This is a genomic window from Arthrobacter sp. TmtSoilC48 (assembly GCF_059739425.1).
The window spans coordinates 99,176-125,366 of sequence record NZ_AP046049.1 but is presented as its reverse complement, the minus strand read 5'-3'; the positions used below and the strand labels follow the sequence as shown (position 1 = coordinate 125,366).

The 26,191-nt window shown below is 61.4% G+C and carries 25 protein-coding genes; 8 read left to right on the top strand and 17 right to left on the bottom strand.

Features of this window, described 5'->3' with window-relative positions; translation table 11 throughout:
* Nucleotides 1-7: 7 nt before the first annotated feature.
* Nucleotides 8-568: a MarR family winged helix-turn-helix transcriptional regulator gene (locus tag AC6I97_RS00645; protein ID WP_497943785.1), complete on the top strand. Its 561-nt coding sequence runs from the start codon at nucleotides 8-10 to the stop codon at nucleotides 566-568.
* A 4-nt stretch (nucleotides 569-572) separates the two neighbouring features.
* On the opposite strand, the gene AC6I97_RS00640 is transcribed toward AC6I97_RS00645, so the two are convergent.
* Both AC6I97_RS00640 and AC6I97_RS00635 read right to left on the bottom strand, forming a co-directional pair.
* On the bottom strand, nucleotides 573-1,823 hold the full coding sequence (locus AC6I97_RS00640; RefSeq protein WP_497943784.1) for an Nramp family divalent metal transporter: 1,251 nt from the start codon (nucleotides 1,821-1,823) through the stop codon (nucleotides 573-575).
* 144 nt (nucleotides 1,824-1,967) lie between these two features.
* A complete protein-coding gene (locus tag AC6I97_RS00635; protein WP_497943783.1) occupies nucleotides 1,968-2,783 on the bottom strand; it encodes a CPBP family intramembrane glutamic endopeptidase in 816 nt (271 codons plus the stop codon).
* 171 nt (nucleotides 2,784-2,954) lie between these two features.
* On the opposite strand from AC6I97_RS00635, the gene AC6I97_RS00630 reads away from it, so the two are divergent.
* A complete protein-coding gene (locus AC6I97_RS00630; protein ID WP_224094829.1) occupies nucleotides 2,955-4,061 on the top strand; it encodes an EAL domain-containing protein in 1,107 nt (368 codons plus the stop codon).
* 18 nt (nucleotides 4,062-4,079) lie between these two features.
* Here AC6I97_RS00630 and AC6I97_RS00625 read toward each other — a convergent pair whose 3' ends face one another.
* Complete coding sequence (locus AC6I97_RS00625) at nucleotides 4,080-4,973, bottom strand: SGNH/GDSL hydrolase family protein (protein WP_497943782.1); 894 nt, start codon at nucleotides 4,971-4,973, stop codon at nucleotides 4,080-4,082.
* Between the two features lie 108 nt (nucleotides 4,974-5,081).
* Between AC6I97_RS00625 and AC6I97_RS00620 the strand changes: the two genes are divergently transcribed.
* Nucleotides 5,082-5,837 carry a ZIP family metal transporter gene (locus tag AC6I97_RS00620; protein ID WP_224166099.1) on the top strand — a complete coding sequence of 252 codons (756 nt, stop codon included), beginning with the start codon at nucleotides 5,082-5,084 and terminating at the stop codon, nucleotides 5,835-5,837.
* A gap of 83 nt (nucleotides 5,838-5,920) precedes the next feature.
* Here AC6I97_RS00620 and AC6I97_RS00615 read toward each other — a convergent pair whose 3' ends face one another.
* The 4 genes from AC6I97_RS00615 to AC6I97_RS00600 all read right to left on the bottom strand — a co-directional run bounded on the left by AC6I97_RS00615 (nucleotide 5,921) and on the right by AC6I97_RS00600 (nucleotide 9,255).
* Nucleotides 5,921-6,364: a helix-turn-helix domain-containing protein gene (locus AC6I97_RS00615; RefSeq protein ID WP_224094833.1), complete on the bottom strand. Its 444-nt coding sequence runs from the start codon at nucleotides 6,362-6,364 to the stop codon at nucleotides 5,921-5,923.
* A gap of 134 nt (nucleotides 6,365-6,498) precedes the next feature.
* On the bottom strand, nucleotides 6,499-7,206 hold the full coding sequence (locus tag AC6I97_RS00610; protein WP_224167436.1) for a FadR/GntR family transcriptional regulator: 708 nt from the start codon (nucleotides 7,204-7,206) through the stop codon (nucleotides 6,499-6,501).
* A gap of 22 nt (nucleotides 7,207-7,228) precedes the next feature.
* Nucleotides 7,229-8,065, bottom strand: coding sequence for a hypothetical protein (locus AC6I97_RS00605; RefSeq protein ID WP_497943781.1), 837 nt, complete (start codon nucleotides 8,063-8,065; stop codon nucleotides 7,229-7,231).
* Between the two features lie 356 nt (nucleotides 8,066-8,421).
* A complete protein-coding gene (locus AC6I97_RS00600; RefSeq protein ID WP_224166101.1) occupies nucleotides 8,422-9,255 on the bottom strand; it encodes a helix-turn-helix transcriptional regulator in 834 nt (277 codons plus the stop codon).
* A gap of 86 nt (nucleotides 9,256-9,341) precedes the next feature.
* Between AC6I97_RS00600 and ilvD the strand changes: the two genes are divergently transcribed.
* The gene (gene ilvD / locus AC6I97_RS00595) at nucleotides 9,342-11,204 is read left to right on the top strand and encodes a dihydroxy-acid dehydratase (protein ID WP_224094837.1); all 1,863 of its coding nucleotides are present in this window, start codon (nucleotides 9,342-9,344) and stop codon (nucleotides 11,202-11,204) included.
* A gap of 1 nt (nucleotide 11,205) precedes the next feature.
* On the opposite strand, the gene AC6I97_RS00590 is transcribed toward ilvD, so the two are convergent.
* The gene (locus AC6I97_RS00590; protein WP_497943780.1) at nucleotides 11,206-13,026 is read right to left on the bottom strand and encodes a thiamine pyrophosphate-requiring protein; all 1,821 of its coding nucleotides are present in this window, start codon (nucleotides 13,024-13,026) and stop codon (nucleotides 11,206-11,208) included.
* A gap of 116 nt (nucleotides 13,027-13,142) precedes the next feature.
* On the opposite strand from AC6I97_RS00590, the gene AC6I97_RS00585 reads away from it, so the two are divergent.
* Complete coding sequence (locus tag AC6I97_RS00585) at nucleotides 13,143-13,388, top strand: hypothetical protein (protein ID WP_497943779.1); 246 nt, start codon at nucleotides 13,143-13,145, stop codon at nucleotides 13,386-13,388.
* A gap of 3 nt (nucleotides 13,389-13,391) precedes the next feature.
* On the opposite strand, the gene AC6I97_RS00580 is transcribed toward AC6I97_RS00585, so the two are convergent.
* Both AC6I97_RS00580 and AC6I97_RS00575 read right to left on the bottom strand, forming a co-directional pair.
* The gene (locus AC6I97_RS00580) at nucleotides 13,392-15,548 is read right to left on the bottom strand and encodes an amylo-alpha-1,6-glucosidase (protein WP_497943778.1); all 2,157 of its coding nucleotides are present in this window, start codon (nucleotides 15,546-15,548) and stop codon (nucleotides 13,392-13,394) included.
* 148 nt (nucleotides 15,549-15,696) lie between these two features.
* Entirely contained in the window at nucleotides 15,697-15,954 is a 258-nt protein-coding gene (locus AC6I97_RS00575) for a hypothetical protein (RefSeq protein ID WP_224094845.1), read from the bottom strand.
* 166 nt (nucleotides 15,955-16,120) lie between these two features.
* Between AC6I97_RS00575 and AC6I97_RS00570 the strand changes: the two genes are divergently transcribed.
* Entirely contained in the window at nucleotides 16,121-16,477 is a 357-nt protein-coding gene (locus AC6I97_RS00570; RefSeq protein WP_224094847.1) for a cupin domain-containing protein, read from the top strand.
* 59 nt (nucleotides 16,478-16,536) lie between these two features.
* Here the strand turns inward: AC6I97_RS00570 and AC6I97_RS00565 are convergent, their stop codons facing one another.
* From AC6I97_RS00565 to AC6I97_RS00535, 7 genes are all read right to left on the bottom strand, one after another.
* Nucleotides 16,537-17,229 (bottom strand): GntR family transcriptional regulator, encoded by a 693-nt coding sequence (locus AC6I97_RS00565; protein ID WP_224094848.1) that lies wholly within the window; start codon nucleotides 17,227-17,229, stop codon nucleotides 16,537-16,539.
* A 39-nt stretch (nucleotides 17,230-17,268) separates the two neighbouring features.
* The gene (locus AC6I97_RS00560) at nucleotides 17,269-18,723 is read right to left on the bottom strand and encodes an NAD-dependent succinate-semialdehyde dehydrogenase (protein WP_497943777.1); all 1,455 of its coding nucleotides are present in this window, start codon (nucleotides 18,721-18,723) and stop codon (nucleotides 17,269-17,271) included.
* 38 nt (nucleotides 18,724-18,761) lie between these two features.
* Nucleotides 18,762-20,015, bottom strand: coding sequence for an aspartate aminotransferase family protein (locus AC6I97_RS00555; RefSeq protein WP_309929306.1), 1,254 nt, complete (start codon nucleotides 20,013-20,015; stop codon nucleotides 18,762-18,764).
* Nucleotides 20,016-20,097: 82 nt separating this feature from the next.
* Nucleotides 20,098-21,228 (bottom strand): FAD-dependent oxidoreductase, encoded by a 1,131-nt coding sequence (locus AC6I97_RS00550; protein ID WP_497943776.1) that lies wholly within the window; start codon nucleotides 21,226-21,228, stop codon nucleotides 20,098-20,100.
* A 3-nt stretch (nucleotides 21,229-21,231) separates the two neighbouring features.
* Complete coding sequence (locus tag AC6I97_RS00545) at nucleotides 21,232-21,999, bottom strand: amino acid ABC transporter ATP-binding protein (protein WP_224094850.1); 768 nt, start codon at nucleotides 21,997-21,999, stop codon at nucleotides 21,232-21,234.
* A complete protein-coding gene (locus tag AC6I97_RS00540) occupies nucleotides 21,996-22,892 on the bottom strand; it encodes an amino acid ABC transporter permease (RefSeq protein WP_224094851.1) in 897 nt (298 codons plus the stop codon). The genes AC6I97_RS00545 and AC6I97_RS00540 overlap by 4 nt, the downstream gene beginning before the upstream one ends.
* Nucleotides 22,893-22,941: 49 nt before the next feature.
* Nucleotides 22,942-23,868: an ABC transporter substrate-binding protein gene (locus AC6I97_RS00535; protein ID WP_224094852.1), complete on the bottom strand. Its 927-nt coding sequence runs from the start codon at nucleotides 23,866-23,868 to the stop codon at nucleotides 22,942-22,944.
* A gap of 337 nt (nucleotides 23,869-24,205) precedes the next feature.
* Between AC6I97_RS00535 and AC6I97_RS00530 the strand changes: the two genes are divergently transcribed.
* Nucleotides 24,206-24,880: a haloacid dehalogenase type II gene (locus tag AC6I97_RS00530; RefSeq protein WP_224094853.1), complete on the top strand. Its 675-nt coding sequence runs from the start codon at nucleotides 24,206-24,208 to the stop codon at nucleotides 24,878-24,880.
* 27 nt (nucleotides 24,881-24,907) lie between these two features.
* The gene (locus AC6I97_RS00525; protein ID WP_224094854.1) at nucleotides 24,908-26,185 is read left to right on the top strand and encodes an NAD(P)/FAD-dependent oxidoreductase; all 1,278 of its coding nucleotides are present in this window, start codon (nucleotides 24,908-24,910) and stop codon (nucleotides 26,183-26,185) included.
* Nucleotides 26,186-26,191 lie beyond the last annotated feature (6 nt).

Genomic DNA, 26,191 nt, shown 5'->3' with positions numbered 1-26,191 from the left:
ACTCAGAATGAACAGACCGGATGAAATCGAAGCCTCGGTTTCCACCGGCATGTATGACATGGACGTCAATGATCCCGGGCGCGAACTGGTAGACCGTGAGGGGCTATCCCGTGACGATGTTCAGCAGATCAGCCAAGTCATGGCCTCGCTTGAAAGGTTGCGTGAGGCCGAACAGCGGCTCTCTGAGACCTCGCTGAAATTCATGAAGGTCAACCACTCGGATATGCGGGCCCTGCACTACCTGATCGTTAGCGCCAATAGCGGAGTCATTGCCACCCCCGGCGCCATTGCTGCACATCTGGGCATTTCGACGGCGTCCACCACCAAACTTCTCGACCGGCTGGAACGCGCGGGGCACATCGCAAGACAAGCGCACCCCACAGACAGGCGCGCCCTTGCGATCGCGATCACCCCTGAAACGCACGAGACGGCCATGCGGACCGTAGGGCGCCAGCAAGCACGGCGTTTTCTGGCCGCCGCCCGACTGACTCCAGAGGAGCGTGAAACCGTGATGCGCTTCCTGGATGACATGGCCAGGGAGCTTTCTGTGGGGGACGGTGCGGTTTAGTGCTTTAGGAATGGCCGGTGATAGTCAGTGTAATGAGCACTATGTTCAGCCCGACGATCAAAGTTGCACTCGTCCAGCCTGCTATCTTCAATGGCTTGGAGTCCGCATGGATGCCCATGACTTCCCGCTTGCCGGTGAGTCTTATGAGCGGGATCAGCGCGAAAGGAATACCAAAGCTCAGCAGGACCTGGCTCAGTACCAGGGCCAGGGTGGGCTCAACGCCTGCTCCCAGAACGATCAATGCCGGAATGAGGGTGATCACGCGGCGGGTCAGCAAGGGGATGCGTACTTTTAGCAGGCCGCCCATGATGGTTGCACCGGCATAGCAGCCTACCGATGTCGATGCGAGGCCGGAGGCCAACAAGCCGATTGCGAACACGACGCCGATAGCCGGACCAAGTGCCGACGTCACGGCCGCGTGGGCACCGGCAATCGTGTCTGTTCCCTCAATGCCCCGGAGGCTGGAGGCAGCCAGCAGGAGCATCGAAATGTTCACCACACCGGCAAGCAAAAGGGCGCCCACAACGTCAACGCGGGTTGCGCGGATCAGCCGCGTCCGCACCGCCGGGTTCTCTGAGAAGCCGTGGCGGTCCCGCGCCAAGGCCGAGTGCAGGTAGATTGCATGCGGCATCACTGTGGCACCGAGCATGCTTGCTGCCAACAGGACTGTATCGGTGCCCTCAAAGCGGGGGAGCAAACCGCCCAGTGCGCTTCCGGCGTCCGGAGGGTTGACGAACAGGCCGGATACAAAACCGACGGCAATGATTCCCAGCAATACCAGGATCGCGTACTCGAAGGAGCGCTGGCCGCGGCGGGACTGCAGCGCCAAGAGCATCATTGATGCGAGGCCAACGATGATGCCGCCAGCCAGTAGGGGTAGCCCGAACAAGAGATTGAGTGCAACCGCACCGCCAATCACCTCGGCCATGTCCGTGGCGCCGGCTACGATCTCGGCCTGCGCCCAGTAAAGACGCCGGCGCCTGGTGCCAAGCCGCTTGCCGAGAATCTCCGGAAGGCTCAGGCCGGTAGCCAGGCCAAGCTTCGCTGATTGGTACTGCACAAGGACTGCCATGGCGTTGGCTGCAACCAGCACCCACACCAGTAAATATCCGTAATTGGCTCCGGCCGTCAGGTTTGCGGCCACATTGCCGGGATCGACGTACGCGATCGCCGCCACGAACGCAGGGCCAAGCAGGAGAAGCCGCGACCATAGCTTTGCTGGTGCGGGTCGTCTTTGCAGGGTGGGGACGGCCAATGTCTTATCCTCGTCTTCGCGGAGATCTGTTCTGAGGATAACCGAAAGTTAGGCATGCCGAAAAGTGTTCTTTAGGCGCACCGCCTCGGAGGCATCAGTACGGAGGCCTCAGTACCTAGGCCTCAGCACAGGAAGTTTCCGAGGTCAGTACAGGAAGATGGGCAACCAGTCGCGGTTGTGCGCATGGACCAGCGCCAGGAACAGGACGAAATCGAAGAGCAGATGAACTGACACCACGTAAGTGAAGGACTTCGTCAGCTTGAACGTATAGCCCTGCAGCAGCGCGAACGGGAAGGTAAGGAGGGGACCCCACGCCTGGTAACCGATCTCCCACAGGAAGGACGAGAAGATCACGGCTTGCAGGAGGTTGGCCAACCAGTCGGGGAAGTGTTGGCGCAACAGCGTGAACGTGGTGCAGATGAAGAACAGTTCGTCCCAAATGCCCACGGAGTTCACTCCGAGGAAGAGGCGCCAGAAAATGGTGGGATCGGACGCGTCCGGCCAATTGTGGTAGACGCCCGTCCGAATGAGGTAGGCCGGGAGGATGAAGTACCCAAGCGCTACGACGCCCACCAGGTATAGCTTCGCGGCGAGCGGCCATGGACGGCCCGTGTTGACCGGAAATTTGATGGTCTTTTCGTTGTACAGGTAACGGGATACAAGCCACGGAACCAGCACGGCCAAAGCAAGGGCGCCACCCATGAGTGTCATGTGTCCGATGCTGAGATCCGCGTTCAGGGGTACAAGGCTGATGATGACCATTCCGGCTGCTACCACTGCCAGGTGCCGCATCAGGCCGTGGTCGATGAATACAGCGGTGACAATGCTGGCCGCCACGAGTGCGTAACCGAGAAAGTCATTGCCCAGAGCGAAAAGTGGCACCCCGGACAGGGATAGCAGCCCCGCTGGCAAAAGCTTCCAGGTGAGCGCGGTCCGGGATTCCGTGGAAATCGACATCACACCTCTAGCATCCCAGTGCTGGCTGCCGCACGACACGGTTTTCCTGGACTGCATCAGGCCCCTAACTGGAACGCGGAGTTTCTCTGTAAGATTCGTGGCAGGGCCCAAGCTTTTTCGGGTTCAGGTCATGTCTGGCTTAGCCAGCGGGGGATACTCATAAAGGAATATTCAATGGCTCAAGAGGCGGGCTCTTTTCCACCGGGCGGCGGTGCTGACCACCCATCAGCGGAGGACGTCGAGGCGTCCACCTCTGCCCGGGACATGACCATGCGCGAACAGGTGATGGACATCATCGATGCCATCCTCGGTGATTCCGATCCGAAGAGTGAAGGGCCCAGGAACAAGCTTCGCCAGCTCATGGAGGCTCGTCCGGATGATCCCCAGGGCGCTTTGCTGGAGCACCTGCTGGAAACACGGAAGGTTCCGGCCCCGGAGCCGGCGGTTCCGCTTCTACGGGAAGTTTCCAGTGTCCACCTTGAGTCCTCCGATGCAGCGCGAACGGTAACCGTTCCCGTCAGCCAGGAGGTTCGGGAAGACATCCAGGCAATACTGGCGGACAAGCTTTTGTTGACGGCCTTCCAGCCGGTCCATGCACTTCCTGACGGAAATGTGGTGGGCGTCGAAGCGTTGACCAGGTTTGTCGGTGAGGACGGCGCGGGTGCGGATGTCTGGTTCCGCGAGGCCGCGGAAGCGGGCCTGGGGACTGAATTGGAGATCGCAGCCCTCCACTGCGCGCTGACTGCGGCCAAGGACGTCCCCCATGACATGTATGTTGCCTTGAACCTCACTCCGGCGACCTCCCGTGACCCAAGGGTTCGGAACCTGCTTGCTGCTGCTTCGCTGGCGCCGGAACGGATCATCGTGGAACTAACCGGCAGCCTGGAACCCCTGGAAGGCCAAACGCGCGACGACGGACTCGGCCAGTTGCGCTCGCTCGGCCTGCGTGTTGCTGTCAGCGCCTCCGGGGCAGGTTTCGTTTCCATGGACCTCCTGAGCGAGCTGAGCCCGGACATCATCAAACTCGACCGCCATCTCATTGAAGGTATCGAAGGCAGCGAGGGACAACGGATCCGTGCCAGGGCAGTGGTCGAGCTTGCCCGGGAAGTTGGAGCTGCTGTGGTTGCGGAGGGCATTGAAACTCCCTCAGAACTCAAGGAAGTCACGGCGTTAAAGGTGACTGCCGCCCAGGGATATTTGCTCGGACGCCCCTCGGTTCACCCCTTGGACTGGTCCGCCTGGAGCATCCGCGCGCAAGCTGAGGCCCAGCCGACGGGCTAGTTTCTTCGGGGTTCGCGATCACTGTTCGTGCGGATCCGTTCCCACGTACGTCCCCGGCGGCATTCCGGCGCCAAAAACAGGCCCGGGATCCGGTCGCTTGGGGTGTCGGTTGTCCTCGGCCAGCCTTTGCGTGAGACGTTGAAGAACCCAGGGAACCAGGTGTTCCCGCGCCCAGACGATGTCGTCCGCCCTCGCCTCCCGCCACGTGCGTGGAGGCAGGGTCTTGGGAACCATCGGCTCCAAAGTGTGCGGGACATTGAGCGTATCCAGCACCATCATGGCGATTGTGTGTTGGCCCAGCGGGGAGAAATGCAGCCGGTCCGGATCCCACATTTGCGGGTTGGTGAGCTGGCGCAACGCCCAGAGGTCGGCGATCACGGCGTCGTGGCGGGCGGCGATGATGCGCATGTTTTCGTTGAAGATGGCTACTTTGCCACGGGCATGTCCGAGCACTGGGGTTGCACCCCAGTCGGGGCCCGCGAACAGCAGGATTGTTGCGCCTGTGTCCGCCAGGACTTTCACGCCGGAATCAAGTTCTAGGGCCAGTTTGTCGGGATCGCTCCGGTGGAACAGCAGGTCATTTCCACCGGCGTTGAGCGTAATGAGATCCGGCTGCAGGTCAAGGGCCGGGCCCACCTGCTCTTCCAGGATCTGGTGGAGCAGCCGGCCGCGCACTGCAAGGTTGGCGTACGCGAAGTCCTCGTGGCCGGCGCTCAATTCTTCAGCGACCCTGTCTGCCCAGCCCCTCAGACCGCCGGGGCTGCCGGGCTCCGGATCGCCTACCCCTTCAGTAAAGGAATCGCCCATCGCCACGTAGCGGCTCCACGGGTGCAGGCGGGTCCCGAATCCGGCGGGACCACCCTGCGCCGGACTTCCATTCCGGCCACGACCGTCGGCGCTGGGCGCGTTCATTCCCCCATATTGCGCTCTCCCGCGGCGCAGCGCCATGGGTTGTGCGGATCGGTAGTAAGTGTGCTTACCATGCAGGTTCGAGCCGGTTGCGTGGAAGGGCAAGGAATCATGCCGATGTGGCTGCAGGCGCTGATGTGGGGAACTGTTGCCGGAGGGGCGTTGGTCCTTGGATCCGGAATCGCCTGGCTATGGAAAGTCCCGCCAAAGGTTGTATCAACCATCATGGCCTTCGGCGCAGGCGTGCTGATTTCGGCACTCGCCTTCGAGCTCGTCGATGAGGCGGTGGAGGGCGGCGGCTTGTTGCCGACGATCGGAGGATTCCTTGCGGGGGCTGTGATCTTTGTCGGTTCGAACGTTCTCCTGAACCGTGCAGGCGCCAAGCACCGCAAGCGCTCCGGCGGACGGCAGCCTTCCGAGAAGGACTCGCCAGGCAGCGGCACGGCCATTGCGGTTGGCGCACTCATCGATGGCGTGCCCGAATCGGTGGTCCTCGGGCTTGGGCTTCTCGCTTCAGGCACCGTCAGCCCTGCCATGCTCGCCGCAGTTTTCATTTCCAATGTTCCTGAAGGACTGTCCAGCACGGCGGGGATGAAGAAGGCGGGGCGCAGCCGGGTCTACGTTTTTGGAACGTGGACCGGGATAGCCGTCTTCAGCGGGCTTGCCTCCCTGCTGGGATATACGGCGCTGGAGAATGCACCCGAGGCCCTGATCGCCTTCATCACCGCCATCGCCGCAGGCGGCATACTGGCCATGCTTGCCGACACGATGATTCCTGAGGCCTTCGAGGAACACCACAACCTGACCGGATTGACTGCAGCTGTAGGCTTCCTCACCGCATTCACCATCCACCGCACTGGAGGTTGAGGGGGCGGCACGGGCGGGTGATAAGCCGCTAGGCAGAAGAACGACGGCGGGACGCACCTATGGCGCGTACCGCCGTCGTTCTTTCAGAAGCGGATGTGTACTGCGAAGCTGGCCTCGGGGTGGCCGGTGTAACGTGATGCGGCGTTGCGGGCAGCCTCCGGTATATCGATGAAGCTCCGGGCTGTAGTTGTGAGCCCCGGGTAGTCGTCGAATGCCAAGGTTAACCGGCCGTCAGCAGCGTGCTTGATATGCACCGTGATGACTGTTTTTGGTGTCTCCGGCGGAAGCCCGGCTGTGGTGAGCGAGTAGTAGGGCGTGGTTCTTCCGCGGATGTCGGCAGGAACGTTTGCCCGGATGGACCCCTCTTCCTCGAGCTCGGAGAGGCGGGCCTTGACCGTATCTTTGCATGCCGTGACGCCGTGGGTGATGTCTGATACTTTGCTTGCGCCATTGCGAGCAAGGTAGTTGAGGATTTGGCTTCTGGTGAGTTGGGTTCGGGTGGGGGCTTTGATGGAAGTCGTTGTCATGGCCGTGTCCAAGCGGTCGACTTTTTTGTCATCATTTCCTATGGTCAGGCGCCCAAAGGGGCGCATTGAGGCGATGCGGATTCGTCGTTGAACCCGTCCGAATGGTGCGGTGGGCTGCCGTTCGATCCAGCGCTTTAGGGCGCCGGGACCGGTAGGACAGCCCCAAGCGATCCTTCTACGCCATGAAGGTGCCGCATCATGGCGATTCCGGCATCTTGAGCCGAGCCATTTTCGATGGCTTCAAAAATGGCCGCGTGCTCGAGGCCGGATTCCTTTCTCCGGTCCACTACCTGGTTCAAGGTGCTGGACTGGTTGGCCATGGCTTCCTCGATGTCGGAAAGCATCGATGCGAAGACGCCATTGCCACTGCTGCGGGCGATGATCGCATGGAATTCTGAATTGAGGATGACCCACTGTTCCAGATCATCTTCTTCATCCATGGCCCGCAGGATTTCCCGGAGTGATTCGACATCCTGCTGGCTGCGGTGTTCCGCGGCCAAGCTTGCGGCCGGCACTTCAATGTGAGGCCGTGCCTGCAGGAGTTCGCGCGCCGAGTACTTGCCCAGTTTCAGGTCCTGGCCAACTTTGTCGGCGATGACGAATGTGCCCTTGCCCGTCCGGGTTACGGTCAGGCCCAGGGCGTTTGAAGACTTCAGGGCCTCGCGCACCATGGTCCTGCTGACGCCGAACTGCTGCGCCAACGTGGCTTCCGAATCCAGGCGCGAACCTACTGGAAGGCTGCCGTCTTCGATGGCAGCCCTCAGGGTGGCAAGCACCGCCTCGGCGGCACCGACCCTAACGACTTTGGTTTGTCCAGCAGTCCAGCTGTCCAACAGGCTGATCATGGAACGAATATGGCATGGCTCACAGAGCGGGGCAAGTTGTTACGCGGGGAGTTGCGCTGCTTGACGGGAACTCCGGCTGGATGCAGGAACCAGGAGGCGCGGGCGCTGCGACTGATCCAGCTGAAAGCCAGGGCAACTTTACAAAGCTGCCGAGACTCTCCCAGGTATGCGTCTGGTTGTTGAGGACCGTTGTAGCGGCACCGGAACCTTTGGCTTCCCTGAGGCCGTACTGGTATCCGGTAATCAAATATTCGTGGAGTTTTCCATCAGTGGAAGACTCCGGTAGGAGGAGTGCCAGGTATTCTTTGCCCACCTCAACATCGATGTCGTCCATGATCTTTGCTTGAACGTACTTCGTGTCGCCTGGCTTCCCGCCGTGATTCAAGCCGAGTATCTTGTCCTTTTGTGCCTGATTGAGGCTGCTCCAGTAATCCTCGTAAGTTACGGTTCCGCCGGCGCGGGAGTATGTTATTTGTGCACCTGGCTCGACGTCACCCTTGTAAACTTCCCGAATCGTCATCTTGCCAACGGTCTGCGGGAAGACACTTTGGTTCGAAATGGGGCTGAATGTGCGTCCGCCATCGATTGACTCGATATAAACGCGCGCAACGATCGGATAGTTGTTATATCCGTAAAGGGGATCCCCGAGATCCCATAGGAAATCAATGCCTGTCACCACCTCCTCAATTTGGTCAAGAGGGATATTGGCATAGGCATCCTTGGGTTGCATTGATGCAGTCACTCCAGGCTGCTGATTTAATTCTTGCCCGCGCTTCGGCGCTTCGGACGCGCAAGCTGTGAGGCCGACCATTATCGCCAGTCCCGCACATGCCAATGATGGTCCAAGCTTGTTCATTCGGCAGTTCTTCCCTTGGACTGTGGATGATAACCAGCAGGATTCAAAGCTTCCGTTATTACCCAACCTGCCATTACGGAGAACTCTGGCTTTCCTGGTAGTCGGCGAAGCGTAGACGTGCTGGCCGTGGGATCAGTCTCAAGGGTCTGCGTGATTATTGTCAATACTTCGGTGAGGTTATCAATTGACCGTCTCGAGGGCGCGCAATGCCGATAGTTATATGTTCAGAAGGTGACAAATATTCTGCGTCACGTTCTGATTATTACCCACACCTAATAGGTAGCAATGCGTGTTGCAAAATCGACGAAGCGCCAGTTCTGTCAAGCAACCTGGCCGCTGGTTTCCCAACAATGTCGCTAGTTGCCGTTCCCCATCAGCCGCTGCATCTGCTCACCTGCATCGCTGCCGGGCGCCGGTGTGTAGACAACGATGTGGAGATCCGGCCTGTCAGACGGAGAGACCTGGTGGTGCTCCAGCTGCAGTACGCCCACCGCCGGGTGATGGAAAAGCCGTTCCCGGGACTCGAAGCCCAGGATGTCGTAGCGGTCCCAGCTCTCCTGGAACTCCGGGCTGGCTTGCTTAAGCCGTTCAACTTGAAACTCAACATCGGGATCGCCAAGTCGCTGACCGGTCTCGGCGCGGAACTCGGCAAGGAACCGCTTGCTGGTCACGTCCCAATCGGGGAGAAGGTCACGGACGTACGGATCCGTGAACACGAGCCACAACAGGTTCCTATCGGAGGCGTCGAAGGTTCCAATGTTCGGGTACAGGGCCTCGTAGGCCTTGTTCCAGCCGGCAACGCCCCAGTCCGGCGAAAGTGCATAGGCCGGGTTGGGATCCAGGGCGTCCAGTAGCCGTTGCACGTGCGGGGGAGCATCAGCCGCAACGGGCCCCTTTGGCATGGCGGACGAATAGCCGCCCAAGGACAGAACGTAGCTGAGCCCGGTGTCGGATAGATGCAGCGTGCGGGCTACGGCCTCGAGCACCTGCCGGGAAGGGCTGATATCCCGGCCTTGCTCAAGCCAGGTGTACCAGGTGACGCTGACCCCGGACAGGAACGCGATCTCTTCCCGGCGGAGGCCGCGCTCCCGGCTCCGCCCCACTGGAGGAAGACCATAGTCAGAACGCAGGGCCTGGTTCCGGCGCGTCCTGAGGAAAAGTCCCAGTTCCTTGCGCCTCTCATCCTTCACCTGTATAACACTATTACTCTGTTAGTTTCACTACTAGTAGCAACACCGTCTTCCGCGCCATAGCGCACCAAAGCAGGATGGTATGCATGCCTGCACTTCGCTCCAGAACAGTTACCCATGGCCGCAACATGGCCGGTGCCCGCGCACTGCTGCGCGCGTCCGGCGTCGCCAACACGGACATCGGTAAGCCGATCATCGCCGTCGCCAACAGCTTCACCGAGTTCGTTCCCGGCCACACCCACCTTGCTCCCGTGGGCCGGATCGTCTCCGATGCGATCCTCGCCGCCGGTGCAGTTCCGCGCGAATTCAACACCATCGCCGTGGACGACGGCATCGCCATGGGCCACTCGGGCATGCTCTACTCCCTGCCGTCCCGCGACCTGATCGCAGATTCCGTTGAGTACATGGTCAACGCCCACTGCGCCGACGCACTGGTCTGTATCTCCAACTGCGACAAGATCACCCCGGGCATGCTCATGGCAGCCCTGCGCCTGAACATCCCCGTGGTGTTTGTTTCCGGCGGTCCCATGGAGGCTGGCCGCGTGACCCTCACAGACGGGTCCGTGCGCTCCCTGGACCTGGTGAACGCAATTGCCGACGCCGTGGACGAATCCATCTCCGATGAAGACATCAACCTCATCGAAGAAAACGCCTGCCCCACGTGCGGCTCCTGCTCGGGCATGTTCACGGCCAACTCCATGAACTGCCTCGCCGAGGCCATCGGCCTGGCACTGCCCGGCAACGGCTCAGTGCTCGCGACCCACACCGCCCGTAAGGCGCTGTACGAGAAAGCCGGCGCCACAATCGTCGAGCTGGTGAAGCGCTATTACGATGGCGACGACGACTCCGTACTGCCGCGCTCCATCGCCACTGCCGAGGCTTTTGACAACGCGATGGCCCTGGATATCTCCATGGGCGGCTCCACCAACACGATCCTGCACCTGCTGGCCGCGGCCCAGGAAGCGGGCGTGGACTACGGGCTGGCCGAGATGGACGCCAAGTCCCGCCAGGTGCCCTGCCTGGCCAAGGTGGCCCCGAACGTGGCCGGAGACAAGACCTACTACATGGAAGATGTGCACCGCGCAGGGGGCATCCCCGCCCTGCTGGGTGAGCTGAACCGCGGTGGCCTCCTGCACAAGAACGTCCATTCCGTGCATTCCAACGATTTGGACGGCTGGCTGGACGACTGGGACATCCGCGGCGGCAAGGCCACCGAGGAGGCCCAGGCCCTGTGGCATGCAGCTCCCGGCGGCGTCCGTTCCTCCACAGCTTTCTCGCAGTCAAACCAGTGGACCTCCCTGGACACCGACGCTGAGGGCGGCTGCATCCGTTCCGTGGAGCACGCCTACTCCAAGGACGGCGGCCTGGCGGTGCTGCGCGGCAACGTAGCAGTGGACGGCGCAGTGGTGAAGACCGCAGGCGTGGACGAGTCCATCTGGACCTTCGAAGGCCCGGCAGTGGTGTGCGAGTCGCAGGACGAAGCCGTGGAAATGATCCTGAACAAGACGGTCAAGGAAGGCGACGTGGTGGTCATCCGCTACGAAGGCCCCAGGGGTGGCCCTGGCATGCAGGAAATGCTCTACCCGACGTCGTTCCTCAAGGGACGCGGCCTGGGCAAGAAGTGCGCCCTCATCACGGACGGCCGCTTCTCGGGCGGAACCTCCGGGCTTTCGATCGGACACATCTCCCCTGAGGCCGCCTCCGGCGGTGCCATCGCGCTGGTTGAGAACGGTGACATCATCAGCATCGACATCACAACGCGCTCCCTCCAGTTGCAGGTCTCCGACGAAATCCTCGCCGAACGCCGCGAAAAACTTGAAGTCAACGGCGGTTACAAGCCGAAGAACCGCGACCGCCAGGTGTCGCCAGCGCTTCGCGCCTACGCCGCCATGGCATTGTCGGCGGACAAGGGCGCCGTGCGCGACGTCTCTTTGGTGGAAAACCTCTAGGCTACGTTCCGGCCGGGTCCCGCAGCCGGGACCCGGCCTCCGCATAGCTGTCCAGAAGCTTCCGGGCGCGGCCGCCGTCGGCGCCTTCAGCTGCCAGCGCGGACCGCATGTCTTCCAGCTTCTTTTCCGCGGCAGGGAAGGGCGGAAGCAGCGGGATGTCCGGGTCAGTCAGGACCTCCAGGACTGCAGGGCGGTCCAGCGAGAACGCGTAATCCCACGCATCGCCGAGCTTGGCCGGGTCCTCCACCCGTATTCCGGCCAGGCCCAGCAGCTCCGCATAGGCGGCATATGGAAAGTCCGGGATCTCCTGGCTGGCATTGAACCGCGGTTCGGCTTCGTTTTCGCGCTGCTCCCAGGAGACCTCGGCAAGGTCGCGGTTGTTGAAAACGCACACCACAAACCGGGGATCGGACCAGTTGCGCCATCGATGCGCCACGGTGATCAACTCCGCAATGCCCAGCATCTGCATACCGCCATCGCCGGCAAAGGCCACCAGGGGCCGGTCCGGGTAAGCAAGCTTGGCAGCCAGGCCGTAGGGAATCGCGCATCCCATGCTGGCGAGCGTGCCGCTGAGATGGGCCGGGACTCCTGGCGGGAGCGTCAGCTGGCGGGCGTACCAGTAAACGCAACTGCCGACGTCGATACTCAACTGTGCGTTGTCCGGAAGCCTGCCGTTGAGTTCGCGGACCACGAGTTCCGGGTTCACGGGATCTGCGGGTATGTTGGCGCGTTCCTCTGAAAGGTGACGCCAGGCGCGGACCTGCGTTTCGACGTCGGAACGCCACTTGGCCCTTGCGCTTTCCGGCTGGTTGGGCTGCTGATCGAGCCGCTGGGTGAGCTCGGCCAGCGACGCGGCCGCATCGCCCACCACTCCAACCTCCACGGGGTAGCGGTTGGCGACCTTCCGGCCATCAATGTCGATTTGAACAGCTTTGGCAGTCCCGGGCTTTGGATAGAACTCCGTCCAGGGATCGTTGGAGCCGATAATCAGCAGTGTGTCGCAGTTGTCCAGGACGTAGGCGCTGGCAGAAGTGCCCAGGTGGCCCATGGTGCCGGCAGCGAAGGGCAGCGTCTCGTCGACGTACGGCTTTCCCAGCAAGCTGGTGGTGATGCCTGCCTGCAGCTTTTCGGCCAGCGCTTGGACCTCGGTCCGGGCACCCCGCGCTCCCTGGCCCACCAGGAACGCTACCCGCTCACCTTTGGAAAGGATCTCGACGGCGGCATCCAGGTCTTCCTCGCGCGGCATCACCCGTGCGGGGTGCCATACAGGGGCGGTGACAACGATTCCGTGCTCATGTTCGAGCTCGGGTGCCTCGGCGGACTGGATGTCGTGGGGGATGATCACGACGCAGGGGGACTTCGTCTCCAGTGCTGTACGGAACGCGCGATCCAGGAGCATGGGTACCTGTTCGGTAGAGCTGGCGAGCTGTGCAAATTGTGCGGCAACGTCCTTGAACACGGTCAGCAGGTCGATTTCCTGCATGTAGCCCGAGCCCAGGACGGTGGTGCTTTGCTGGCCAATGATCGCCACCACTGGAACGCTGTCCATTTTGGCGTCGTAGAGTCCGTTGAGCAGGTGGATGGCGCCCGGGCCTTGCGTCGAAGTCACCACCCCGACGCCGCCCGTGTATTTTCCATGCCCCACGGCCATGAAGGCGGCTGCTTCTTCGTGCCTTGCCTGCACGAATTCCACCGCATCCTGGGCTCTGCGGAGCGCGCCCATGAAGCCGTTGATGCCGTCCCCGCTGTATCCGAAGACCCTGTCCACGCCCCACGCTTGAAGGCGTTCAACGATGAGATCCGAAACTGTCCGCTGGGCCACGCCGGAAATTCCCTTCGCTAGGTACTATCGTCAATTGTTGACAATTGCTACGCTTGGTTCACTACCTGAAACCGGGCTTCGCATCCGCTGAAAGCCCCTTGAGTGAAGGACCTCCCATGAAAAAGCGACGCCCCGCTACCCTGGCTCCAGAGCCCGTTGAAACATCGCGCACCGGGCACCACTGCCCCAAGACCGGATGGTGGTCTGTCGCGGGAGACCCGCGGGCCACGCGCCTCATTATCAAGGGTGAGGTCATGCCTGCCCTGCACGGCACCCCGGCTCTCTGGATCATGCGCGAAGCAGCCGGCATCGTGAGCGAAACAGCCGCCCGTCCCGCAGCCGATTTGATGCCAACCCCATAGCAGTCAGCCCTTCTTCCGAAGGCCGGCCTGCTCCACAAGTTCGGTCAACCAGGGCCGGTGTCCTCTATGGAAGACCATCCCTTCCGGAAGCCCCTGCACCGTGGGAACGGAATCCGCGATATCGATTGTTACCCTGCCACCACCCATAGGCGCATTGGTGATATGCAGGTCCCCGTAGGACGCCGGCAGTTGGGGATCCATCCAGAACCCGCCACGGGAGACATGGGCGTCGTATCTCATCAGGCTGGTGACCAGCTGGATGGGCGAAGTGGCTGCCCACGCCTGCGGTGAGCACGCGGTGGGATACGGTACGGGCTCGCTGTATTGCTCCCTGCTGAAGCCGCAGAACAGCTCCGGCAGGCGGCCCTCGGAGTAGTCGGCAGCTTCGAGCAGTGCCGTCGAAATTCGTTGGGCCTCTTCCACGAACCCGTAGCGCATCAGGCCGGCGGCAATCACGGCGTTATCATGCGGCCAAACAGAACCGTTGTGGTAGCTGGCCGGGTTGTAAGCGCCCATGTCGGTTCCGAGGGTGCGCACTCCCCAGCCACTGAACATCTCAGGAGACATCAGCCGTTCGGCCACGAGCGGCGCCTTGTCTTCGTCCACCAACCCCACCCACAGGCAGTGGCCCATGTTCGACGCGCAAGCGTCAACCTGCCGTTTCCTTCCATCCAGAGCGATGGCGTAATAGCCCCGGTCCGGCATCCAGAATTGCTCGTTGAACCGGACTTTTAACTCCGCTGCCCGATCGGCTAGTTCCCGCGCCAAAGGTGCGTCTCCGGCGTCGTACGCTATCCACGCCCGGGCCATGTACGCGTCATAGACGTACGCCTGAACTTCGCAGAGCGCTATAGGCGGCTCCGCGAGGCGCCCATCCGCGAAATTGATGCCGTCCCACGAGTCCTTCCAGCCCTGGTTGATCAGTCCGCGGTCATTGAGCCGCTGATACTCGACGAATCCATCGCCGTCCCTGTCGCCATAGTCCCGGATCCAGTCCAGGGCCCGGTCTGCGTTGGGCAGCAAGGCCGCAATGGTGTCCTTGGCGAACCCCCACCGGCTGACCGAACCCAGCAACACGACGAACATCGGCGTGGCATCGATGCTGCCGTAGTAGACGGATTTGCCGCCGAGCGACAGACCGCTGGAGACGTCCAGCCTGACCTCGTGCAGGATCTTCCCGGGCTCTTCCTCGCTGATGGGATCCACCACCTTGCCCTGCCGGTCAGCAAGCGTTTGCAGAGTGCCCAGGGCAAGGGAAGGATCAACGGGCATGGCCATCTCCGAAGCCCAGAGGGAGTCGCGGCCAAACAGCGTCATGAACCACGGCGCTCCTGCTGCCACAACCACCCTGTCCGGGTGCGTGGGGTCTTCAATGCGGAGGGCGCCAAGATCGTCATAGCTGCGCCGCAGCGTCCTCTCGATGGAGTGGTTGCCCATGTGCAGCACGGGAATTTTGGCCACCCATTCCTGGCGACGCTGATCGCTGCGGGATAGTTCGCCGACGGCGGGACGCACCACAGGCGCCGCAGGCGCCCCTCCCTCGGTTCCGGGAGCAATGGTGACCACGGTGCTCCAGTGCCCGCGTGGAGGGATAGTGGTCCGGTGCCTGAGGCCCTCGCGGGTCGCCTCGGCAACATCGGAACTTACGACGACGGACTTCCGGACATCCTGCCAACGGGAGCGGATGGTCAGTGTGTTGTGGTTGTACTCGCGGGACTCCTCCCACTGCCTCTGGACCCGCGCTTCCTTGACTTCGAAAACGTCCGCGAAGTCCGAGCCCACTGCGAATTCGACCAAACATTCCACGGGTTCCATCGAATGGTTGCGGACGGTCACATGCTCCACCATTCCCACGCCTACTTCCCGCAAGCGCTCCACGATCAGCGGCGTATCCGCATATCCGTCAGATCGTGTGACGCGCCCGGCAAAGGCTGCCCTGTAAGGCTCTTTCGTCTGGGCGGTCAGTGGCTCCAGCGACTGGCCGTTGATGGTGAGGACCCAATCGGACAGGACCCGGGTGTCCTGGAAAAACATGCCGTGGGGATGGTCCGGGTGAATGTCCCCATTGGGCAGGGAGATGCAGAAGGACGTGCCTTCCACCAGGGTGACAGTCCCGGCGCCGAGGGGTCCTGCTGCTGTATCCGCATTCCATCCAGCCACTGTAAGGCTCCTCTGAGAACCAAGGGCGGCCAGTCCCTGTACCGGGCTCCCGGCTGTCCTGCTACATCGTCACCTCGACGGTACTCTTGCCGGGCTGCCGGGGCTAGGGCCTTGATGGCTGTTGCTTTGCGCTGTGAATCCGGGGCTGTCAGCCTTGCGAGGCGACCAGCAGATCGTAGTCATCATCGATGTGGAAAAGCCGCCGTTCGCCGATGCGGTCTATGACCCAGATCGTTTGTCCGTCCGCAGTCCGGTCATCCACGGTTCCCCTGTGGTACTCAAAGCCGCGCAGGCTGAGGGAAACTACATCTCCGGCTTCCAGGGAGTTCCAGAGCGATATCCTCCGGCTTTGCGCGCTGCACGCGGCAGGAGTACTTTCCAGGCTGCTTTTCCAGATGAGTTTCATGGGGAGTGTTCTCCTTGGTGACGGGGCCGGCGTGGATGACAGGGCGTCGGGGTGAATATTTCTCCATTAAGCCTATCGTCGATTGTTGACAATTGCTAGGATAGAAACTGTGCTTTCCAAAGACGGCAGGCACGTTCAAATGGGCGCAGTCCCAGAAGGAGAATCCATGATCAAGGCCACTGTCATGAGCGACGCAACAACGCAGGACCCGGGGGAGCACATCCCGAAAGCAACCACCAGCACACCTGGCCAGACTGAGGTCTCGTTCCGCCTGTGGGCCCGCGACGGCCACAAGACCGGCATCTGGGAGGTTACGCCGGGCGTGTTCAAGAGCACCCGCCCGGGTTACGACGAGATCTGCCAGATCCTCAGCGGCAAGGGGACCATCACTGAAGAAGACGGAACCAGCTTCGACATCGGCCCCGGAACGTTGTTCGTTACTCCGGCGGGATGGACGGGCACCTGGACCATCCACGAGACGCTGCGGAAGATGTGGGTTGTCACGGACGTTCCCGCAAACTAATTCCATAAAGGAAGGGCCCGGTTCACAATGAACCGGGCCCTTCCTTTATGGGGACTTTCCTAAGCAGTAATTCCCGTTGCTTCCGGGCTGGCAGTGAGGTCCTCTACGGCCTTCTGCATGTGGCGTTTGATAGCCTGCTGAAGTCCGCCATGGTCACGCGCCTCAAGAAGGTCCAGGATCATCTGGTGTTCCTGCACCAGCGCGTCAATGCGGGGATACGCCACCTCCAGGCTCAAAATGCACATCCTGGATTCCGCGGCAAGCGTCTCATAGATACGTATGAGCCGCGTGTTTCCGGTGCCTGAAACGAAGGCGGTGTGAAACTGCATGTCGAGGCGGGCAATGGCCTGCCAGTCGGAGGCTGCAACCTGCTTGGCCATATTCCGGATGATGCCCTTGAGCTCCCGGCACGTGTCCGCCACGTGCTCCGGGTCCGAGTCCAACAGCGTGTTGGCAGCGGCCAACTCCACGGCTTCGCGAACGGCGTAGATCTCCTTGACGTCCTGCGTGGAAAGCTCAAGCACGAAGACGCCGCGGTTGCGCTTGCTCACGAGGATGCCCTCCTGGCATAGCCGCTGGAGTGCCTCGCGGAGCGGACCCCGCGAAGTGTTCAGCTGGCTGGCCAACGCAGACTCATTGACCTGCTGTCCAGGGCTGAACGCCCCCTGGACAATGAGCTCACGCAGCTGGTCAGCGATCAGCTGTGCCGTGGGCCGGCCTTCCAATACGAACATTCCCTCCGGTGCCGCCATTGACATCCCCTCATTCCATGCTTCGGCAATTTGAAACTGCTAGACCGCTATTGCGGTGTACTTGTACTCCAGGAATTCTTCGATTCCAATTTTCCCGCCCTCGCGTCCGAGTCCGGATTGCTTGACGCCGCCGAACGGTGCCGCGGGGTTGGAAACCAGGCCGGTGTTCAGTCCGACCATTCCAACTTCCAGTTCCGCAGAGAACCGCAGTGCCTTGTCCATGCTCTCCGTGAATACGTACCCCACCAGGCCCCACTCGGTATCGTTGGCCAGGCGGAGGACTTCGTCCTCACTGTCGAACGCGGTGATCGCGGCGACGGGGCCGAAGATTTCCGTGCTCATCAGTGCGGCGTCCATGGGCACGTCCACCAGGACGGTGGGGGTGTAGAAGTAGCCGGGGCCTTCCGGACGGCTTCCGCCGGTCAGCACACGTGCTCCCTTGGAGACCGCATCTGCAACGAGGCTTTCGACCTTTTCCAGGCCCTTCTGCTCGATGAGGGGCCCGACGTCGGTGCCAGTCACAGCGCCGTTGCCTACCTGCAATTCTGACATCTTTTTGGAGAACTTCTCGCCAAATTCCTCTACCACTGAACGGTGGACGAAGAAGCGGTTTGCTGCCGTGCAAGCCTCGCCCATGTTCCGCATCTTGGCCTTCATGGCACCGTCCACGGCTTTTTCGATGTCTGCATCGGCCAGGACGATGAACGGTGCGTTACCGCCAAGTTCCATGGAGGAGCGCATCACGTTGTCGGCCGCCTGCTTCAGCAGGACCTTGCCCACTTCGGTTGAACCGGTGAAGCTGATCTTGCGTGCGATGCCGCTGTCGGTCCAGGTCCGAACCACCGTGGAGGCGGTGGACGTCGTCACAACATTCAGCACGCCGTCGGGCAGACCGGCCTCCTTGAAGAGGGCGACCAAGGCCAGCGACGTCAGCGGCGTCAGCTCAGCAGGTTTAAACACCGTGGTGCAGCCGGCAGCGACCGCGGGAGCGATCTTGCGGGCACCCATGGCAAGCGGGAAGTTCCACGGAGTGACCAGGACTGAGGGGCCAACCGGTTCCTTGGTGATGAGGATGCGGGTATTTCCATCAACGGAGGCCGCACTGTCACCACCAATACGGACAGCTTCTTCCGAGAACCAGCGGAGCATTTCGGCGCCGTAGGCCACCTCGCCCCTTGCTTCTGCCAACGGCTTGCCCATCTCCGCGGTCATGATGGCTGCGAGCCGGTCCGTGTTGGCAATGACCAGCTCAAAGGCGCGGCGGAGAATATCGCTTCGTTCGCGGGCCGTGGACTTTCCCCAGGCAGCCTGGGCACGTCCGGCTGCCTCGATGGCCAGGGCAGCGTCTTCAGGACCGCCGTCGGCAACGTGGGCAATCACTTCGTTCGTAGCAGGGTTCTCAACGGCGAAGGTGGCACCACTGGCTGCCTTCTGCCACGTTCCGTCAATGAACAGGTCCGTTGGGATGGTGGTGGGATCAAAGGAGGTGGTCATGGTCGCTCTTTCAGTGATCAGGGGGCTAGTGATCGGGGCTAGGAGGTGGCCGTCTTGAGCGCTTGCGTGAACTTGGACAGGCCTTGCTGAATTTCATCGCTGCTGACATTCAGGGCGGGGATGAGGCGAATGACGTTGCCATGCGGACCGCATGTGAGGAGCAGGAGCTCTTCCTTGATGGCGGCCTGTTGGACGGCGAGGGCAGTCGCCGCATCCGGGGTGTTGTCGGCGGCGGTGAATTCGACGCCCTGCATCAAGCCGCGGCCACGCACATTGCCGATTCCCGCGAATTCCGTTTTCAGGTTGTCCAGTCCTGCCCGCAGTTCGTCACCGCGCAGCAGGGCGTTCTCCACGAGGTTCTCCCGCCGGATCACACCCAAAGTTGCGACGCCGGCTGCTGCCGCGACTGCGTTTCCGCCATAGGTTCCACCCTGGGAACCAGGCCACGCCTTGCCCATCAAATCGGCGGAGGCGGCGATTGCGGAGATGGGGAAGCCACTGGCAAGACCCTTGGCGGTGATAACGACGTCGGGGCTTATTCCTGCCCAGTCGTGTCCCCAGAACTTGCCGGTGCGGCCGACCCCGGCCTGGACCTCGTCCAGGATGAGTATGATGCCGTGCTTGTCGGCGCGCTCACGCAGGCCTTGGAGGAATGCGACAGGCGTTGGGATGTACCCGCCATCACCCAGGACTGGCTCGATGATGAAGCCGGCGGTATCGCTGGGGGCGCTGATGGTCATCAGAAGGTGGTCGAGTTCCTTCAAGGCAAATTCGACGGCGGTGGCTTCGTCCCAGCCGTATCGGTACCAGTGCGGGAACGGGGCAACATGCACTCCGCTCATGATGGGGGAGAACCCGGAGCGGAACTTGGTTCCCGCCGTAGTTAAGGAGGCGGCCGCTACGGTGCGCCCGTGGAAACCACCTTGGAAGGAAATGATGTTGGGGCGACCGGTTGCCATACGGGCCAAACGGATGGACGCCTCGACTGCTTCGGAGCCGGAGGTTGCGTAGAAGACGCTGTCCAGGCCCTGGGGCAGGACGCCTCCCAGGAGTTCCGTGAGCTCCAGGAGGGGCTTGTGCATCACGGTGGTGTACTGGGCATGGACAATTTTGCCCACCTGTTCGCGGGCTGCGGCCACTACGTCCGGGTGGCAGTGGCCGGTGCTGGTGACGCCGATTCCGGTGGTGAAATCCAGGTATTTCTTGCCGTCTGTGGCGTGGATCCAACTACCGGACGCGTAGTCCACGACCACTGGAGTGGCCTGCTTCAGGATGGGGCTAAGTGTTGCCATGGCTTCATACTTTCTTAGTAACTGTAGATTGTCAACAATACGCGATTCGCGGGCCGTTAGCCCGCGAATCGAGTGGTGGTGCTTACTTTTTGAACCGCTGCGGGCGGACGAAGTCCAGCCCCTCGAAGCCGCCCTTGCCAAGTGCTTCGCTGGCAGCAATCTGGCCGTAGCCGGAAGCCATCTTGAAGCCGGCGCCGGAGAAGCCCGTGGCGGAGTAGATCCTGCCCTGCTCAGTGAAGAAGCCCAGGAGGGGTTGCGAATCCGAAGTGAACAGATCCGGGAAGGCATCCGAACGGACGATGCTGGGAACCAGGTCCGGGAAGAATTCCGTCACCGTCTCAATGGTTTCCGCAATCTCCGCCTTGGTCAGCTCCCTGGGCACTGAGTCCGCGGAGGGGGTTGGTGCCCCGCGGCCATCGAGGGTGGCCTTCACAGTGACGCCGTCCACCGCTGGCGCCCCATACATGGAGCGGTCGCCGGAAATCCTGATGAAGATGGGGAACTTCTCCGGGGTGAACCGGGTTGCGTCGCGGGCGACGAACCAGCTCAGGAAAATCCTGCGGGTATCCGTGTGCGCCTTCAGGTAATCGGGCATGAGCTGCCGGGACCACCCACCGGAGGCGATGATCACCCGTTCGAACGTCCAGGACTGTTCGCCGGAGGTGACCACAACGCCGTCGTTGGTTTCGGTGATGCTGCTGACAGGAGTATTGCCGAGGACCGTGGCCCCGTTGGCCTGTGCCGCTGCAACCGCCGCGGTAACTGCCCGATCCGTGCGGAGTGCGCCCCCGAAGGGATCGTAAACGGCGACATCGTCAGCCCGGAGATTGTGCTGCGGGTAGCGTTCGGCCATCTCCTCCCTGCTGAGGATCTGGTGGCTCGCTCCGTTGATGCGGGTGGTTTCCAGCAGCTTGGGAATGTATGGTCCATCAGCAGTGCCGATGGAGAGTCCGCCGCAGCGGGTGAGGATGTCCTGTCCCGTTTCTGCTTCGAGCTCGGCCCACAGATCCCGGGAGCGTTCCAGGATGGGGTAGTAGTCCGGCCTTCCCCTGTAAAGCATCCGGAAAAGCCGGGTGTCGCCACCCACCGCACTTCTGCCATGGCCCGGGGCGTGTGCTTCAAAGCCGACCACGGAATCGGACAGCCGTGAGGCCTGCCAGAGCGCCATGCTTCCGATGCTGCCCAGGCCGATGACGGCGAGTTTTCCATCCATCGCTTACAGCACCTGCTTCAGGAAGGCCTGGGTGCGTGCTTCCTTGGGGTTCTTCAGGATCTCCCGGGCATCTCCACGTTCCACCACGTAGCCCTCATCCATGAAGATCAGGGAATCGGCCACTTCGCGGGCGAAGCCCATCTCGTGGGTGACTACCACCATGGTCATGCCCTTCTTGGCGAGGTCCTGCATGACGCCGAGGACTTCCCCTACCTTTTCGGGGTCAAGGGCGCTGGTGGGTTCGTCGAACAGGATGATTTCCGGATCCATGGCCAAAGACCGGGCGATGGCGACCCGCTGCTGCTGCCCGCCGGAAAGCTCGGCCGGGTAGCGGTCACCGAAAGCGCCGAGGCCCACGCTGGTGAGCAGTTCCTGGGCGCGCTTGGAGGATTCCTTCTTGTCGGCACCCTTGACCAGGACCGGACCGGACATGACATTCTCGCGGGCAGTCATGTTCGGGAACAGGTTGAACTGCTGGAAGACCATGCCTACCCGTGTACGTTGCTGGGCAAGCTTCTTAGGGGGCAGCGCGTGGTAGGCGTGGTCGGTCTCGTAGTACCCGAAATCGTCGCCGTTGACTTTCAGGATTCCGGAGTCCACGGTCTCCAGGCCGTTGATGCAGCGCAACAGCGTGGACTTTCCGGAGCCGCTGGGTCCGATGATGCAGCAGATTTCACCGCTGGCGATATCGAGGTCGATATCGTGGAGAACGGTCTTGTGCCCAAAGGACTTGCGGATTCGGCGGGCGTGGATTGTGCCGTCGGTGCTCATCGTGCGATGCCTTCCGGTGCGGTCAGGGTGACTTTCTTGGACTTGCGGGGTACCCGGGCGGAGGTGTGGGAGTACTTCTGTTCGAGCTTGGACTGCGGGTAGCTCAGCAGCAGTGTCATCACCAGGTACCACAGGCTCGCCACGATCAGCAGCGGGATGGTCTCGTAAGTACGTGCGTAGATGAGCTGGGCGCTCTGCAGAAGTTCCGCAACACCCAGGACACTGACCAGGGATGTTTCCTTGAACATTCCAATGACCTGGTTGCCGGTGGCCGGAATGATCGATGGCATGGCCTGAGGAATGATGATCTTGCGCATCTTCGTAGACGCGCTCATTCCCAGGGAGTCCGCGGCTTCAATTTGTCCCTTGCCCACCGAGGAGAACCCTCCGCGGATGATTTCTGCCATGTACGCGGCTTCATTCAACGTCAAACCGACCAAGGCTGCGGTGATCGGACCCATGAGTGCATTCGTGTCGATTGCGGTGCCGATGTCGGTAAACGGGATCCCGATGGTGAGGTTCGGGTACAGGGCTGAGATGTTGAACCAGAAGATCAGCTGGACCAGGACCGGTGTACCGCGGAACAGGGTGATGAACGCCCCTGCCGTGGCCGCGATCGGCTTGACGCTCGAGGACCTCATGATCGCAATGACCAGGCCCAGGAGGGTACCCAGGGCCATGCTTGCGAGCGTAAGGAAGATGGTGAGCATCAGCCCGCGGAGGATCGATTCGTGGGTGAAGTACTTGGCCACCACGTCCCACTTGAAGTTGGGGTTGGTGGAGACCGAGAAGAGGATGCCCGCGCCAAACAGGATGGAAACCACCCAGGCGACGTATTCAAAAGTGCTTCTGCGGCGAAGGCGGGGCTTGAGTGCCGGATCAATTCCGTTCATTGTCGGTTTGCTTCCGTTACTGATGGTTTGCACCATGGGAGCACTTCTCCTAGTTGAGTTTCGCATCCGTGATGGCTCCGGCATCGAGGCCCCAGGTGGAGAGGGACTTCTTGTATTCCGGGCTGTTCAGGACCGACTGGATGGCGGCCTGGAGGGCGGGAGTCAGGGCAGATCCCTTTTTGACACCGATTGCGGTGAGGTCGCTGGATCCGACGTTGATCTGGGGGGTCAGGATGGTGAACGATTTGGGCTGCTGCTTCTCGGCCCAGGCGAGGGAGGTTGTGTCGTAGAGGATGCCGTCGATCCGCTTGGATGCCAGCTGTGTCAGGGCCTCCTGGACGTTGGGCAGGGTCACGGCGTTGATCGCGGGCTGTCCCTTGGACGTGCAGGTCTGCTCCGAGAGGGCCGGGAGTCGCTTGAGCTGGCCCGTCGAGCCCTGGGTAACGGCAATGTTCTTACCGCACAGTGTCTCGTTGCTGAGCTTCAGCGGGTTACCTGCGGCCACGGCCACTGAGTTGCCGGCCTTGAAGTAGTCGATCATGTCCAGGACCTTCAACCGCTCAGCGGTCTTGGACATGGTGGTGGCGGTGAAGTCGTAGCGCCCGCCGTCCAGGCCGGGGACGATCGTGTCGAACTTGGTGTCCTGGAACTTCAGCTTCAGGCCGAGCTTCTTTGCTACCAGGCGGGCAATGTCCGGGTTCAGGCCGATCGGCGTCGAGTTGTCTTCGGCGAGGAACGTCGTCGGTGGGTAGTGCAGGTCCATGGCGACCGTCAGTTCGCCCTTGTCCTTATAGGACGCCGGCAGGAGGCTTACGGCCTTTTCGTCGGGCTGGACGCCCTCGGAGATGTCTGTAGTGTTCGTGGTCTTGCTCGCGTCCGGGGAATCGCTGCTGTTGGCTGTTCCACCACAGGCGCTCAGGGCGAGTAGTACGGCAAGTCCTGCGGCTGCAGTCTGGGCCTTGTTACGAATCTTCATGGTGCTTCCCTTCGAGGGAGTCGGTCACTGGGGAGGGAGAAGTTCTAGGTTGCAATGTGATCCGGATCTCTCCGTCATCTAATGCAATGCAACCCCCTCAACAGTAGATTGTCAACAATTGACAGAAAGTTTTTTCAAGCTTCCTCTCTATGAGAATGGTTCTAATTACAGCACTAGAAACTGTTGACAATTTACAATTTGGCGGCCTAGAGTCGAATCATCGGGCACGAACCTTCCAGCCCGCCAGGCACGATTTCGCGGTTCAGCTCGCCTCTTTCGATACCTCCACACACACGGGGCAAGCCCCCTTCCATCTCCCGAAAAGAACGGAAACCCCATGGCAGAGACCAACTTCCGGCCGAAGTACATCTCCTTCGATGTCTACGGCACGCTGATCAACTTCGACATCGATCCCACCACCCGGCGGCTGCTCGATGGACGCATCTCCGAAGAGCAGTGGCCTACGTTCAAGAAGCAGTTCCGTGGCTACCGCTTCGACGAGGTCCTGGGGGACTACAAGCCGTATGAGGCGATCCTGCAGGATTCCTTTGACCGGGTGTGCAAGCGTTGGGGCATTGGGCCCACCGAAGGTGCCGGCGCAGCGTTCGCTGACGCCGTCCGCGGTTGGGTTGCGCACGAGGACGTGCCGGCCCCGCTGAAGCTCATGGGCGACAACTACCAGTTGGTGGCGTTGTCCAACGCGGACGACAGTTTCCTGGATATCAGCATCCCGAAGCTGGGTGCAGAGTTCCACGCGGTCCTGACTGCCGAGCAGGCACAGGCCTACAAGCCGCGCTACCAGGCTTTCGAGTACATGCTCGACACCCTGAACGCCAAGCCGGAGGACTTCCTGCACGTCTCCTCGCACACCCGGTACGACATGCATCCGATGCATGACATGGGCTTCCGTAACCTCTGGATGCTGGACCGTGGCTACGACCCCATTGGCGGGGGCTACGACCTCACCACGGTTAAGTCCCTGGACGAGATCAACAAGCACCTCGGTCTCTAAACCGGCTTCGAAGCGAAAGGTCATACCGTGAAACTTGTTCCCTACTGGCTCGATACTGCAGAGCCTTCCGGCGATTACCGCCGCACTCCGGTCCCGGAGAACGTTGATGTTGCGATTATCGGTGCCGGCTTTACCGGGCTGTCAGCAGCCCTTGAATTCGCCAAGCAGGGCGCCAGTGTGGCCGTTTTCGAACGTCACACTGTTGGCTGGGGCGCTTCGGGCCGTAACGGGGGAATGGCTACGACCGGTTTGGCCATTGGCTTCAGCACGGCAGTCAAGCGCTACGGGGCTCCCCGTGCAGTTGAGATGTTCCGCGAATACAACGATGCCATCGAAACCATCGAGAAGCTGGTGCACGACAACGGCATCGACTGCGATTTCAAGCGTTTCGGCAAGCTCTCCCTGGCGTTCCACAAGTCCCACTACGATGGCTTCCTGAAGTCCCAGGAGCTGCTGGCAAACCTGGTGGATCACCATGTAAAGGTCATCCCCAAGTCAGAGATCCACAGCGAAATCGGCACGGACTTCTACCAAGGCGCCATGATGGATCCGCTGGGTGCCGGTCTTCACGTAGGGAAGTTCGTGCACGGCCTGGCAAAGGTGGCAATCGACAACGGCGCAGTCATTTGCGAGAACGCGTCGGTCACCGAGCTGAACAAGGTCTCGGGCACAGTGCACGATGTCCACACCACCCGTGGCATTACCCGGGCCAAGCAGGTCCTGGTGGCCACCAGCGGCTACACCGGCAACATCACCCCGTGGCTGCAGCGCCGCGTGATCCCGGTTGGCAGTTTCATCATCTGCACGGAGCCTCTGTCCGAAGAGGTGGTGAACCGCATCCTGCCCAACAGGCGCCAGGCCTCTGACAGCAAGATGCTGACGTACTACTTCCGGATCACGCCGGACAACAGGCTGCTGTTCGGTGGCCGGGCCCGGTTCGCTTTGTCCAGCCCGGATTCGGACGTCAAGAGCGCCGAAATCCTGCACAAGGCCATGACTGAGCTCTTCCCGTACCTCTCCAACGCCAAGGTGGACTACATCTGGGGCGGTCTGGTGGATCTATCCATGGACCAGATGGTCCATGCCGGCCAGCATGACGGCCTGTTCTACTCCCTCTGCTACAGCGGCCATGGCGTTCAAATGGCGGCCCACATGGGTAAGCGGATGGCCCACTACATGGCCGGCGACAAGTCGGCAAATGTGTGGGAAGACCTGAAGAACCCGCCGGTTCCCGGCCACTTCGGCCCGCCATGGTTCCTGCCGTTCATTGGCGGAGCCGCGAAGATCATCGACCGTATCAAGTAGACATTC

Excerpts from the sequence above, each read along its gene's own strand:
- AC6I97_RS00645 (WP_497943785.1), top strand. The coding sequence starts at position 8 with ATGAACAGACCGGATGAAATCGAAGCCTCGGTTTCCACCGGCATGTAT.
- AC6I97_RS00625 (WP_497943782.1), bottom strand. The coding sequence starts at position 4,973 with ATGAACGCGCCCAGCGCCGACGGTCGTGGCCGGAATGGAAGTCCGGCG.
- AC6I97_RS00620 (WP_224166099.1), top strand. The coding sequence starts at position 5,082 with ATGCCGATGTGGCTGCAGGCGCTGATGTGGGGAACTGTTGCCGGAGGG.
- AC6I97_RS00540 (WP_224094851.1), bottom strand. The coding sequence starts at position 22,892 with ATGAACGGAATTGATCCGGCACTCAAGCCCCGCCTTCGCCGCAGAAGC.
- AC6I97_RS00615 (WP_224094833.1), bottom strand. The coding sequence starts at position 6,364 with ATGACAACGACTTCCATCAAAGCCCCCACCCGAACCCAACTCACCAGA.
- AC6I97_RS00630 (WP_224094829.1), top strand. The coding sequence starts at position 2,955 with ATGGCTCAAGAGGCGGGCTCTTTTCCACCGGGCGGCGGTGCTGACCAC.
- AC6I97_RS00530 (WP_224094853.1), top strand. The coding sequence starts at position 24,206 with ATGGCAGAGACCAACTTCCGGCCGAAGTACATCTCCTTCGATGTCTAC.
- AC6I97_RS00550 (WP_497943776.1), bottom strand. The coding sequence starts at position 21,228 with ATGGATGGAAAACTCGCCGTCATCGGCCTGGGCAGCATCGGAAGCATG.
- ilvD (WP_224094837.1), top strand. The coding sequence starts at position 9,342 with ATGCCTGCACTTCGCTCCAGAACAGTTACCCATGGCCGCAACATGGCC.
- AC6I97_RS00555 (WP_309929306.1), bottom strand. The coding sequence starts at position 20,015 with ATGGCAACACTTAGCCCCATCCTGAAGCAGGCCACTCCAGTGGTCGTG.
- AC6I97_RS00570 (WP_224094847.1), top strand. The coding sequence starts at position 16,121 with ATGATCAAGGCCACTGTCATGAGCGACGCAACAACGCAGGACCCGGGG.
- AC6I97_RS00585 (WP_497943779.1), top strand. The coding sequence starts at position 13,143 with ATGAAAAAGCGACGCCCCGCTACCCTGGCTCCAGAGCCCGTTGAAACA.
- AC6I97_RS00545 (WP_224094850.1), bottom strand. The coding sequence starts at position 21,999 with ATGAGCACCGACGGCACAATCCACGCCCGCCGAATCCGCAAGTCCTTT.
- AC6I97_RS00565 (WP_224094848.1), bottom strand. The coding sequence starts at position 17,229 with ATGGCGGCACCGGAGGGAATGTTCGTATTGGAAGGCCGGCCCACGGCA.
- AC6I97_RS00535 (WP_224094852.1), bottom strand. The coding sequence starts at position 23,868 with ATGAAGATTCGTAACAAGGCCCAGACTGCAGCCGCAGGACTTGCCGTA.
- AC6I97_RS00560 (WP_497943777.1), bottom strand. The coding sequence starts at position 18,723 with ATGACCACCTCCTTTGATCCCACCACCATCCCAACGGACCTGTTCATT.
- AC6I97_RS00575 (WP_224094845.1), bottom strand. The coding sequence starts at position 15,954 with ATGAAACTCATCTGGAAAAGCAGCCTGGAAAGTACTCCTGCCGCGTGC.
- AC6I97_RS00605 (WP_497943781.1), bottom strand. The coding sequence starts at position 8,065 with ATGAACAAGCTTGGACCATCATTGGCATGTGCGGGACTGGCGATAATG.